This is a genomic window from Allobaculum sp. JKK-2023, assembly GCF_034745455.1.
In the GTDB taxonomy this organism is placed as follows: Bacteria; Bacillota_I; Bacilli_A; order Erysipelotrichales; family Erysipelotrichaceae; genus Allobaculum.
Genome location: NZ_JAYERV010000003.1, coordinates 2,558,517 through 2,570,596 on the forward strand (window position 1 = coordinate 2,558,517; position 12,080 = coordinate 2,570,596).

9 protein-coding genes and 4 tRNA genes are annotated in these 12,080 nt (G+C 47.6%); 7 read left to right on the forward strand and 6 right to left on the reverse strand.

Going from position 1 to position 12,080, the window contains the following annotated elements:
• Positions 1 to 47 precede the first annotated feature (47 nt).
• From ilvC to U4956_RS10360, 5 genes are all read left to right on the forward strand, one after another.
• Positions 48 to 1,067 carry a ketol-acid reductoisomerase gene (gene ilvC, locus U4956_RS10340; protein WP_323090596.1) on the forward strand — a complete coding sequence of 340 codons (1,020 nt, stop codon included), beginning with the start codon at positions 48 to 50 and terminating at the stop codon, positions 1,065 to 1,067.
• Between the two features lie 345 nt (positions 1,068 to 1,412).
• Positions 1,413 to 3,071 carry a dihydroxy-acid dehydratase gene (gene ilvD, locus U4956_RS10345; protein WP_323090598.1) on the forward strand — a complete coding sequence of 553 codons (1,659 nt, stop codon included), beginning with the start codon at positions 1,413 to 1,415 and terminating at the stop codon, positions 3,069 to 3,071.
• Positions 3,068 to 4,273 carry an ATP-binding protein gene (locus U4956_RS10350; protein WP_323090599.1) on the forward strand — a complete coding sequence of 402 codons (1,206 nt, stop codon included), beginning with the start codon at positions 3,068 to 3,070 and terminating at the stop codon, positions 4,271 to 4,273. The genes ilvD and U4956_RS10350 overlap by 4 nt, the downstream gene beginning before the upstream one ends.
• Positions 4,257 to 5,453, forward strand: coding sequence for a threonine ammonia-lyase (gene ilvA, locus U4956_RS10355; protein ID WP_323090600.1), 1,197 nt, complete (start codon positions 4,257 to 4,259; stop codon positions 5,451 to 5,453). Before U4956_RS10350 ends, ilvA begins: the two co-directional genes overlap by 17 nt.
• Before the next feature lie 237 nt (positions 5,454 to 5,690).
• On the forward strand, positions 5,691 to 6,092 hold the full coding sequence (locus U4956_RS10360) for a RidA family protein (RefSeq protein ID WP_323090602.1): 402 nt from the start codon (positions 5,691 to 5,693) through the stop codon (positions 6,090 to 6,092).
• 201 nt (positions 6,093 to 6,293) lie between these two features.
• Here the strand turns inward: U4956_RS10360 and U4956_RS10365 are convergent, their stop codons facing one another.
• The gene (locus U4956_RS10365) at positions 6,294 to 6,635 is read right to left on the reverse strand and encodes a hypothetical protein (RefSeq protein ID WP_323090603.1); all 342 of its coding nucleotides are present in this window, start codon (positions 6,633 to 6,635) and stop codon (positions 6,294 to 6,296) included.
• 530 nt (positions 6,636 to 7,165) lie between these two features.
• Here U4956_RS10365 and U4956_RS10370 point away from each other — a divergent pair.
• Complete coding sequence (locus U4956_RS10370; RefSeq protein WP_323090605.1) at positions 7,166 to 7,801, forward strand: hypothetical protein; 636 nt, start codon at positions 7,166 to 7,168, stop codon at positions 7,799 to 7,801.
• 272 nt (positions 7,802 to 8,073) lie between these two features.
• Positions 8,074 to 9,681 carry an LTA synthase family protein gene (locus tag U4956_RS10375; protein WP_323090606.1) on the forward strand — a complete coding sequence of 536 codons (1,608 nt, stop codon included), beginning with the start codon at positions 8,074 to 8,076 and terminating at the stop codon, positions 9,679 to 9,681.
• A gap of 1,042 nt (positions 9,682 to 10,723) precedes the next feature.
• Here the strand turns inward: U4956_RS10375 and U4956_RS10380 are convergent.
• The 5 genes from U4956_RS10380 to U4956_RS10400 form a co-directional block, all read right to left on the reverse strand.
• Positions 10,724 to 10,966 carry a hypothetical protein gene (locus U4956_RS10380; protein WP_323090607.1) on the reverse strand — a complete coding sequence of 81 codons (243 nt, stop codon included), beginning with the start codon at positions 10,964 to 10,966 and terminating at the stop codon, positions 10,724 to 10,726.
• 169 nt (positions 10,967 to 11,135) lie between these two features.
• Positions 11,136 to 11,211 (reverse strand) — tRNA-Lys (locus U4956_RS10385).
• Between the two features lie 4 nt (positions 11,212 to 11,215).
• A tRNA-Thr gene (locus U4956_RS10390) sits at positions 11,216 to 11,291 on the reverse strand.
• 2 nt (positions 11,292 to 11,293) lie between these two features.
• Positions 11,294 to 11,369, reverse strand: a tRNA-Val gene (locus U4956_RS10395).
• A gap of 637 nt (positions 11,370 to 12,006) precedes the next feature.
• Positions 12,007 to 12,080 (reverse strand) — tRNA-Gly (locus U4956_RS10400).

Sequence of the window (12,080 nt, forward strand, 5' to 3'; positions counted from 1 at the left end):
CCATGAGGGATTCGTTCGATACGACTGCGATCAGAAAGGAACTCTTTATGGAAAACAGAATTTTTTATGAACAGGATTGCGACGTTAACCGCCTGAAAGGCAAAAAAGTCGCCATCATCGGATATGGCTCACAGGGCCACGCTCATGCTTTAAACCTGCGCGACTCCGGCGCTGATGTTGTGATTGGTCTGTACGAAGGAAGTAAATCTGCTGCCAAAGCCAAAGAACAGGGCTTTGAAGTTCTTCCAGTCGCTGAAGCAACAAAAGCGGCTGATATCGTTATGGTCCTGATTCCAGACGAAAAACAGAAAGATGTTTACCGTAAGGAGATCGCACCAAACCTGAGTGCTGGCAAAACTCTCGCATTTGCGCACGGCTTCAACATCCACTTTGGCCAGATTGTTCCACCAGCTGACGTCAACGTCATCATGGTTGCCCCAAAAGGACCAGGCCACACGGTTCGTTCCGAATACGAAGCGGGTAAAGGTGTTCCATCCTTAATTGCGGTTGAACAGGATGCGACTGGCGATGCGCTTGACCTCGGTCTTGCGTATGCAGCCGGTATCGGTGCAAGCCGGGCCGGTGTTCTGGAAACGACATTCCGTACGGAAACAGAAACCGACCTCTTCGGTGAACAGGCTGTTCTTTGCGGCGGTGTGGTTGCCCTGATGCAGGCTGGTTTTGAAACCTTAGTGGAAGCTGGTTATGACCCGCGCAATGCTTACTTCGAATGCATTCACGAAATGAAGCTGATCGTCGATCTGATCTATCAGTCCGGATTTGAAGGCATGCGTTACTCCATTTCCAACACAGCTGAATATGGCGACTACATCACGGGTGAAAAGATCATCACTGCCGAGACCAAGAAAGCCATGAAACAGATCCTCAAAGACATCCAGGATGGTACATTCGCCAAAGACTTCCTGCTCGACATGTCCGATGCGGGCGGCCAGGCTCACTTCAAAGCGATGCGCAAACGCGCCAAAGAGCATCCAAGCTCCAAAGTCGGCGAAGAAGTTCGCGCTCTGTACAGCTGGGCTGATGAAGACAAACTGGTCAACAACTAAGTTTCGTCTTTCGATGATTCCCATTCAGGCCATTGTTGATCCAGTCTGCTTCCGTGAAGTCTTCCTGCTTCAAAAAGTAGAAAGATGCCCGAAAGAAGATAGAAAGAAGTCAATGCAAAACTGCCTGAATCTTACAATTTGAACCAATCAAAAGCCCGTTAGCGGGCTTTTGTTCTATCTGGCCATCTAAAAGCCGTCTGGATCCTGGAGAAGTTTTCAGAAGATGGACGAAAAAGAAAAGCGAATGGATGAATCCAGCACAGAACCTAAATTCTCCTATAACCCCTATACATATATACAACCCATACATATACAACCTATATACACATAAAGGAAAATACGAAGATGAAAAGTGATGAGATGAAAAAAGGGCTGGAAAAAGCCCCGCAGCGAAGCCTGCTGCATGCTCTTGGTCTGACTGAAGAAGAAATCGACCGTCCAATCGTCGGCATCGTTTCTTCCTACAACGAAATTGTTCCCGGTCATATGAACCTCGATAAAATTACTCAGGCCGTAAAAACCGGCGTTGCCATGGCTGGCGGAACACCAATCGTATTCCCGGCGATTGCGGTGTGCGATGGGATTGCCATGGGCCACAACGGAATGCGCTATTCCCTGGTGACGCGCGATCTGATTGCGGATTCTACGGAATCCATGGCTTTAGCCCATGCGTTTGACGCCCTGGTGATGATTCCAAACTGCGATAAAAATGTTCCCGGTCTGCTGATGGCCGCTGCCCGGCTGAATCTGCCAACGATCTTTGTTTCCGGCGGTCCAATGTTAGCCGGCCGGATTGATAATCATAAAACGTCGCTGTCCAGCATGTTTGAAGCCGTTGGCGCCTATAAAGCCGGCAAGATCGATGAAGCCAAGCTGCGAGAATTCGAACTGAATACCTGCCCATCCTGCGGTTCGTGCTCGGGTATGTATACCGCCAACTCCCACAATTGTCTGTCCGAAGTTCTCGGTATGGCTTTAAAAGGCAATGGAACCATTCCTGCTGTCTATTCCCGTCGCCTTGAACTGGCTAAACACGCCGGGATGCAGATCATGGATCTGATTGAAAAAGACATCCGTCCCCGTGACATTATGACCGAAGCTGCCTTTAAAAATGCGATCACCGCGGATATGGCGCTTGGCTGTTCCACCAACTCCATGCTCCATCTGCCGGCAATCGCCCATGAATGCGGCATTGATATCGATCTGGATGAAGTAAACCGCATCTCTGAAAAGACACCAAACGTCTGCCATCTCGCTCCTGCTGGCCCAACCTATATGGAAGATCTGGATCAGGCTGGCGGCGTATATGCCGTTCTTAAGGAGCTGGAAGAGGCTGGCCTGATTGATACGAGTGTGATGACGGTTACCGGCAAAACTCTTCATGAAAATATCGCGGATGCCATCAATCTGGATGAAACCATCATCCGTCCAATCGACAATCCATTCACCGCAACCGGCGGGCTGGCGGTCTTAAAAGGCAACATTGCGCCTCAGGGATGTGTCGTAAAACGCTCCGCTGTGGCTCCCGAAATGCTTCGCCATACCGGCCCGGCCGTTGTCTTTGACAGCGAAGAAGAAGCCATTGTCGGCATTTTTGGCGGTCGCGTGAAACCTGGGGATGTTGTGGTGATCCGTTATGAAGGACCTGCTGGAGGACCGGGTATGCGCGAAATGCTTTCACCAACCTCGGCCATTGCCGGGATGGGCTTAGATAAAGAAGTTGCCCTGATTACAGATGGTCGTTTCTCGGGGGCAACGCGTGGGGCAGCGATTGGTCATATCACACCGGAAGCTGTCAAAGGCGGTCTGATTGCCTATGTCAAAGATGGGGACAGGATCTCGATCAACATTCCCGACTACTCCATTGAACTGCTTGTGGATGAAGAAGAACTGGCAAAACGGAAAGCCGAAATGCCGGTCAAAGAAAAGAAAGATGTGAAGGGCTACCTCAAACGCTACTCCCGCCTTGTTTCGGGTGCTGATAAGGGAGCGGTTCTTTCATGATTGACGGGCTCAATCAAAGGCTTCACCAGTTAGCGGTGTTCATGCCGCTCTATGACAATCCGATTTTCTGCGCATTCGTTGAAATGCTGGATGCCCATGCCGAAAAGAGCAGCCGCTTTTTACAGGCGGCTGCCCGGTTTACCGGCCTGCTCTATGAACAGAACACGGATGACTGGGGAGAATACCTGCGCCAGACGATCTTTTCTCTGGATACATGCCTGGCAAGACTGAGCACGCAGACCAACCGGGAATTTCCCGAGCGGATGCTCAACAGCGCGATGAGCGAGCTGAATGCCCTTGGTCAGGCGGCGGCCGTGATTCCGGAAGATTTAGGCCTGAATGGGCGCACCGGCTGGTATGGCAAATGGATCGACATGCAGGCAGAATACCTGAACTGTCTGATGGACATCGATCGCCGTGGAATCGGCATGTTTGCCAGGGCCACTATGTTCCGTCTGAAAAACCAGCCGGAGCTGGAGCTGGCAGCCGTGCGCAATCCGGATCCAATTACATTCGATCAGCTGTATGGCTATGATTTCCAGCATGAGGCGATGATCGACAACACCCAGGCTTTGTTAGATGGTCTTCCAAGTTCCAATCTGCTTTTATATGGCGATGCTGGAACCGGCAAATCCGCCTCCATTAAGGCTTTGGAAAATCACTTTGCCAAGGAAGGCCTGCGCTTAATTGAAGTGTCCAAAGATCGGCTGGATGTTCTGCCGGATCTGTTAGACAAACTGGCTTTAGAACCATTGAAATTTGTGGTTTACATTGATGATCTGTCTTTTGCGGAAAACGATGATTCTTTCTCGGCTCTGAAAGCGGTCCTGGAAGGATCCGTTTCGGCCCGCAGTTCCAATACTGTCATTTATGCCACCAGCAACCGCCGCCATCTGGTCAAAGAATCCATCTCGGCCAGAAGCGGTGATGATATGCACCGCCGGGATACCCTGCAGGAAACCTTATCGCTTTCGCAGCGTTTTGGACTCTGCCTGTTCTTTGAAAAACCCAACGCGAATCAATACCTCGATCTGGTTCACCAGATCGCTCAGGAATATGGTCTGGACCTGACCGGTTCTGAACTTGACCATGAAGCCGAAGCCTTTGCGCTTGCCAAAGGCGGGCGCTCGGCACGCTGTGCCCGTCAGTTTGTTGAAACCCAGGCCGCTAAGAAAGGATTACCGAATGCTCAGTTTAGATAAAATCTACCATGCCAGATACATCCTCAAAGACACGGCCCGGACAACGGACTTGATCCCGGCTTTGAAGATCAAAGAGGGTGTGGATGTCTTCTTAAAAACTGAAAATTTGCAGCGTACCGGCAGTTTCAAACTGCGGGGGGCTTACTATAAAATTTCCCAGCTCTCTGAAGAGGAAAAAAGCCATGGCGTTATCGCCTGCTCAGCGGGCAACCATGCCCAGGGGGTAGCTCTTGCTGCCCAGGAAGCAGGCATTGAAGCCACCATCTGTCTGCCAGAAGGCGCACCGATTTCTAAAGTGGAAGCCACCCGCTCCTATGGAGCCAATGTGGTTCTGGTGCCAGGGGTTTATGATGATGCCTATCAGAGAGCTTTAGAGCTGCGGGATGAAAAAGGCTATACCTTTATTCATCCGTTTGATGATGAAGAAGTCATTGCCGGCCAGGGAACCATCGGTCTTGAAATTCTCGACCAGCTTGATGAGGTGGAAGCCATTGTTGTTCCCATCGGCGGCGGGGGGTTAATCTCGGGAATTGCCTTTGCGGTCAAATCTTTACGCCCGGATGTCAAAATCTATGGCGTTCAGGCCGAAGGGGCTCCAAGTATGGCCAAATCCCTGCTGGAAGACGAAATCATCTGTCTGGAAGAAGCCAGAACGATTGCCGATGGCATCCAGGTGAAAGAACCGGGCGAACATACTTTCGATCTGTGCCGCAAATATGTCGATGAAATCGTCACCGTCAGTGATGATGAAGTGGCTGGAGCCATTTTAAAGCTGATCGAAACGCAGAAACTGATCACCGAAGGAGCTGGCGCGGTCAGCGTAGCGGCTGTGATGTACGACAAGATTCCAGTGGCTGGCAAAAACGTTGTCTGCCTTCTTTCCGGCGGCAATATCGATGTTACGATTCTGTCGAAAGTGATCGAACGCGGCCTGCTCAAATCCGGCCGGTCGGATACTCTGGCGATTCAGCTGGAGGATCGTCCAGGTCAGCTGGCCAAAGTTTCACAGCTGCTCGCTTCACTGAATGCCAATGTTGTCAGTGTCAGCTATGAAAAAGCCAGCGAAGGAACATCCATCACCGCCTGCATTCTGCGCATCAATATCGAAACGCGTGATTTCCAGCATATCCAGGAAGTTCATGATGCCCTGCGTGCCAACGGCCTGCGGCTGGTTGAGTAGTTGAAAGAATGAATTTGAAGAATTGAATTTGGACAGAGAAGAAAAGAGTCAGATGAAAAGTTCCTGACAAATTCCGCTTGTTTTTGGAGCCGGAAAGGCACTTTTCTGTCTTCAAGATCTCTAAAGTCCTATAACAAGATCAGAAAATAAAATCACAAGTCAGCCTGAAAGGGCGTTGTCAGAGAATTGACTGCTTTTTCAGGCGGACCTGCCTGATAGAAAGAAGAGAAATTCAAAATGGAAAGAATCAGCACAGCCAATGCACCAGCAGCGATTGGTCCTTATTGCCAGGCTGTAAGGGTGGATGACTTTGTCTTTACATCTGGACAGATCCCACTCAACCCAAGAACTGGGGAAATCGAAGGCACAACCATCACGGAACAGACTGAACAGGTCATGAAAAACCTGAGCGCCGTTTTAGAGGCTTCTGGCTCCGGATTCCAGCACGCAGTCAAAACAACCTGCTATCTGGCCGATATCGCCGATTTTGCAGCCTTTAACGAAGTTTACGCCAAATACTTCATCAACAAGCCAGCCCGCAGCTGCTTTGCGGTGAAGGACTTGCCAAAGGGCGCTTTGTTAGAGGTTGAAGTCATCGCCAAAGTTGCCAAAGAACACAAAGATTACGTTGTCGACTAAGCAAAGCCTGTAAGGTCAAGTCAAAATCTGAAACTGCCTATCGCGCAGAAGATGGAATTTTGGCTGAGTACGGGTTTTACTGCTTAATTCAGGCCATCATTTGAACAGGATGTTCGAAGGATGGCCTTTTTATTGCTTTTGAATTCTGTTTGACCGATTCGAACGGACAGAAAAAACGCGGAAAAAAGCAGGGAAGACTGATTACTCGTCCCAGGGGGCAATTTCTTCAAGGCGCAAGACTTTCACAATATTTTGATAAGCAGGACCTGCCTCAACGAAAGCATCCAGAACCTCCTGCTCGGTATAATCGTGAAACAGATTTCTGAAGTCTTTGCGAATTCCCAGATAGGCGAGAATTGACCATGACTTGTATCCTTTATAGTTATGTGGGACGCAAAGAATTTTGTCATCCAGAATGCGAGTCGAGACATCCCGGGTCAGATAGGCATAAACGACACGAGCCCGATCGATTTTTGAATATTCCAGATACTCTCTTTTCCTGTTTCCAGGCCTGAGAGCCGGTAAATGAATTCTGTTTTCCATATCGGCAGCATAGCAGCTTTGAACCGCCAAAAAAAGCACAACTGATCATAAGGGGCATCCTGTCTGGGTCATTTCATCGCAATAAAAATTCAAGCTGGTCTGGAACGCTGCCCCGCAGACGACAGGGATGAACGATTCCCATCAAAATAAAGAGAAGTTACTCTGGAAAGCCCTTACAGATCCGACACGATCCGGTGATCTGTTCTGGCCGGCAGACTGAAAAATGGTTTCTGTTTCGCTTTTGGCAAGCAGAAGTGAATGCAGAATGGATTCATATTTCTCGATCAGGATTGAGAAAAAACGATAATGATGGACTGAAGAGGCTGAAACAACGGTTGCACTCCGGCAAAATCTGTAACTGATCGTTTTCAAAGCGGAAAAAGATCGGATGAAAAAACAAGAATTTTATCTGAAGATACTCCTGACAAAACTTCAGGCGAAAAAATGCAATAAGAATATCTGGAAACAGATTACACACCAAAAGAGCTGGAGAGAGAAAGCCGGAAAGTGGCTTTAAAGGAGAGGATAGGATGAATAAACAAAAAATCGGGATGCTTGCCATGGGTGTGCTTTTCATCGGAATTGGAATTGGATTGTTCCGCTATACCGCGGCCGGATCGGATCCTTATACTGCAATGGCAATCAGTATTTCAAATTTAACCCAGATCAATTTTGGAACCTGCATGATGCTCGGCCACCTGATCATTCTCGTACCGGTCTTTTTTCTGGATCGCTCGCAGATTGGCCTGGGCAGCCTGATGAATATGTTTGGCGCCGGCTACATTGCTGATTTTGTATTTTCTGTGACCGGCATGATTTTCCCTGTGAATCTCGTTTCGCAAAGCGTTGCAATGATTCTGGCGATTGCCTTGTTGGCCATCGGCCTGGCTCTTTATATGCTGCCTGATGGCGGCGTAGCTCCTTATGATGCCCTTGCTGTCATTTTGGAAAAACGAATGAATGGGAAAATTTCCTATGGTTTATGCCGCATGCTTACAGATGGCGCCTGCATCGTTCTTTGCCTGCTTTTTTCCTGGCTGGCCGGCAGCAGCCTGATGGGCGTGATCGGAGTGGGAACCATCGTCTGCATGGTTTTTCTTGGCCCGCTGGCCCAGATGTGCCGATCTTATTTCATCGAACATGTATTCAGAGGCAGATTTGCATAAAGCAGATGCCTCTTTTTTTAGCCTGTATGGACGGAAACAAGCCATTGAGGGCAGTTCAGTCAACACTAGAAGCGTTTGAAAAAGTATGTCCACCATCAGGCTTCGGGACGAATGCTTTCTTCGAAATTTTGTCACTCTAAGTGTTTATGGGGATTTTTTTCATCAATGAACGACGCTTACAGAAGCGAAAACAGCGAACAGTTGCTGACAATCACGAAATGTGATGGCTTTGTAATTTTGTTTTCCTCTCAAAGACGACTAGAATAATCATCATGAATAAGAAGAACAGGAAGAATCTTTCCATCTGGATTGGAACCTCGGCCTACATTCTATTTCTGTTAGTCTGCATTGTCTTATATGCGATTGACTACATCACCAATATTGTACAAGTTGAGTCGTTCTCTCAGTTTCTGTATACCATGCAGGTTGGAATGGGAGGGGCCAGTAATACAATCATTCAGATTTTGCAGGGCTTTGCACTGAATTATCTGTTCTGGATCGCCTGTGCAACGATCTTATATGGCGCGTATATGAAGGTTGCCCTGGGCGATCGCAAACGGTTGAAAGAAGGGAAACGGCCGCTCTGGTCCAGCCAGACGATTGTAACTTTGAATTCAACCGTTCTGGTCACGTCTGTCATCACTGCATTTGTGCTTTGTTATCAGGTGAGTCAGGGATATGATGCCCTGAAAATTGACGATTACCTGGAAGAACAATCTACGGTTTCAACTTTGTATGAAGATCAGTATGTAACGACATCTGATCAGTTGCTGAAGTTCCCTGAAAAAAAGAAAAATCTTATCTATATCTATATGGAGTCCATGGAAACCACATACACGGATCAAGCCGATGGGGGAGGATTTGAAGACAATCTGATTCCAGACCTGACACAGATTGCCAATGAAAACACCAATTTTAAAGCGGCAGAGGATTCGAATTTAAATGGCGGCCTGGTCACCAACCAGACAAGCTGGACGGTAGCGGGCATGGTTGCCCAGACTTCCGGAACCCCGCTTGGCGTTGCCAATTCGAAATATAACCACAGCTTTGACGAAAATATGCTGTTTATGCCAAATGTCACTTCACTGGGGGATCTGCTGGAAGAGCAGGGGTACAAGAATGTACTGATGTGCGGTTCTGAGGCCAGCTATGCCGGTCGTTCCAACTATTTTCGCCAGCATGGTGATTATGAAATCATTGACCTCGATGCGGCTCACCAGAGCGGAATGCTGCCTAAAAGCTATCATGAGTGGTGGGGCTTTGAAGATTCCAAGCTCGTTGATTTTGCCAAAGACAAAATTACAGAACTTGCCTCTGAAGATGAGCCTTTTAATTTCACGATGCTGACAGCCGATACCCACTTTAAAGACGGCTATCTCTGCCCGGATTGTCCGGACACGTATGACGAACAATATGAAAATGTCATTGCCTGCTCCGACAAACGGATTGCAGAATTCGTCAGCTGGATCCAGCAGCAGGATTTCGCAAAGGATACGGTGATCGTGCTTTCTGGTGACCATTTATCAATGGACAGCCTGATCAACCAGAGTGTCGGCCTGGATTTTCCACGCCGGACTTACTTTGCGATTCTCAATGGCAAAGAATATACCCTTAACAAAACACGTGAGTTTACAACACTGGATATTTTTCCGACAACATTAGAAGCGATGGGCGTTGAAATTGAAGGCCATCGCTTAGGGCTTGGTACATCCCTGTATGCGGATCAGCCGACCTTATGCGAACAGATGGGCTTTGAAACGCTCAATGAAGAGATCTCCCATCGAAATGTCCGCTTTGAAGAAGAGATTCTCAAAGACGACGGCCTGGAACCAGATGCCGAAAACCTGCCGGTCAAAGTCGTCAAAACGGAGCGCGGATAATCGACAGAAAACTGGACGAATGCGCTCATCCTTTGGATTTAGAGATTCAACCATTTAAGAATGAATCCATCCGAGAGGGAATCGGATGAAGAACGAACCAGACAAAGAACTCAATTGAAAACCATCTTCAAATGACTGCCGCTCATGGAAAAGATGGTTTTTTTATGTCTGTTCGTTCGCTGGCGAATGGGCACGGATCGATTGTTTGGGGCATTTGTGTTCTGGGCGGTCTTGTTTTTTGAAAGCAAGATTGGACAAGATTGGATAGGTGAAGCTTTCTGGTCAGGAAAAAAGTAAGCTTGTGCTGTTTTTGCCGGGAAACCGGACGAATTGGGCAGGAAGATTCGATTCAGGTTGCCTTATTACCCAGTTTCCTACACAATAGAGACATTCCCACAATCTTGCGTCAAAATCATCGTAAATGATTGATAAATCCATCTGATTATAGAGGGATTATCAAATGAATAAAGATGGTTGATGTAAACACGAGAAGAAGGAAGACATGTATGGATAACAGAGAGAAAATTGAAAAGGAACCTGCGCTGAAACCTGAGTATGTGGATTTCATTATTGGTGCAGTCCTTCTGATTGTTGTGGCGGTTGTCACAGTACTTGGAATGCAATAATTGCCTCTGTCTCTGCTGGACCGGAATTCTTTTTCAACTTCGATTCAGAGTGGCTCTGACAAAATGGCCGATGAATTGAACAGGCAGAAAATCGATTCAACAAAGGATTGTAAGCTGGTGGATCAATCTGCGGCCTGAAAAACAGATTCAAATTCTAAAATTCGAAACGATACAACTGATGAAAGGGAGGAGATGTGGGCTCCTCCTTTTTGCACTTCAGCTGACTTGAAACCATCCAATCCAAAAGGGGAGAAGAGAAAGGAAGAGTCCAGGGCGGCAAGAAAAAAATGAGAAAAGAAAAAGGCTTCAGCTGCCCGCAAAAAACCAGCGGTAAAGGCCGCTGGTCAAAGAAAAGGTGTAGAAAGGCCGTCTTTGTGTTTGTTGCACAAAAGAGTCACAAGTGCGCTGGAAGCCGCTTATTTGTCTTTGGAGTCAGAATTCGAAGCCTCATGGTCTTTTGGGGATGCAGTGAGCACATCAAAGTCTCTGGACAGTTTTGCGGATGCCGGAAAGACTTTACGCAGGATCAAAGCGATGGCAAGCATCACAATCGCGAAAATGAGCCATGGGGTATCTAAAGACCAGGCAAATAAGAGAAATCCGACAGCGGCCGCAAAGAAGCAGCATGAGGTCAGAATTAAGGCAGTTTTTGGTTTCATGTCTTCAGTATACGCAATCCGGTTTCAAACGGAAAAAACAGAACCGGAAATATGAAGGCCGGAAAGAATTCGTGAAGATCAAAAGAGAAGACAGGAAGAGAAGACAGGAAGAAAAGAAAAACGGAAATAAAAAACGGACCCGTTGAAGGATCCGGTATAAACAAAAAAATGGTGACTCGGCAGGGATTCGAACCCTGGACCCCTTGATTAAAAGTCAAGTGGTCTACCAACTGAGCTACCGAGTCACAATGGTGCCGACTAGAGGACTTGAACCCCCAACCTACTGATTACAAGTCAGTTGCTCTACCAGTTGAGCTAAGTCGGCAATGGTGGAGGCTAACGGGCTCGAACCGCTGACCCTCTGCTTGTAAGGCAGACGCTCTCCCAACTGAGCTAAGCCTCCATTGCTTAAGTGCTTGATCATTATAGCAAATCAGATCGTCATTCGCAAATACTTTTTTCAAAACTTTTTTGAAGAGAAGTAGGATTTGCGATGACTGGCTGTTCGCCGTAACAACGAGACTTATTATTGCACATTTTTGGCCAGATGCAAGAAGAAACATCAGATTTCTGAAGAAAATATCATGAGAACGTTTACACGCAAAACCGGCTGATTTTTATGCAGAAAGAATGCCCGGCGGCTGGAATGATCCTGAAAAAATACTACTGCCCTGGCAGGGAAAAAGAGAGCGAAGATGCCTGAAAATCGGGAGATTTCGAGATCGGATGGAGTGGCTTTGATTTATCGGCAGGATGACTTGCAATTTTGATTGGGAGAGGCAACAAAGAACAGGCAATGAAGAAAGGTATGAATCAAGACTGGACCTTGGACAGACCAGAGCCTGGGGCAAAATAGCCTGGATACGAGAGGTCTGGATTTGAAATGAGAATGAAACTGGAAAGTGAAGAGCAACGATTCTTCCTGTTTACTGAATAACCTGCATTCCAGATGGATCTGCAGGGAAGAAAAGTGCAAAAAAAATACCAGCCATCTGGCCGGTTATCAAACTCAGATCCGAAGATCTGAAGGAGTAATCGATTGGAGCAGGTGATGAGAATCGAACTCACGTAGTCAGCTTGGAAGGCTGAAGTTCTACCATTGAACTACACCTGC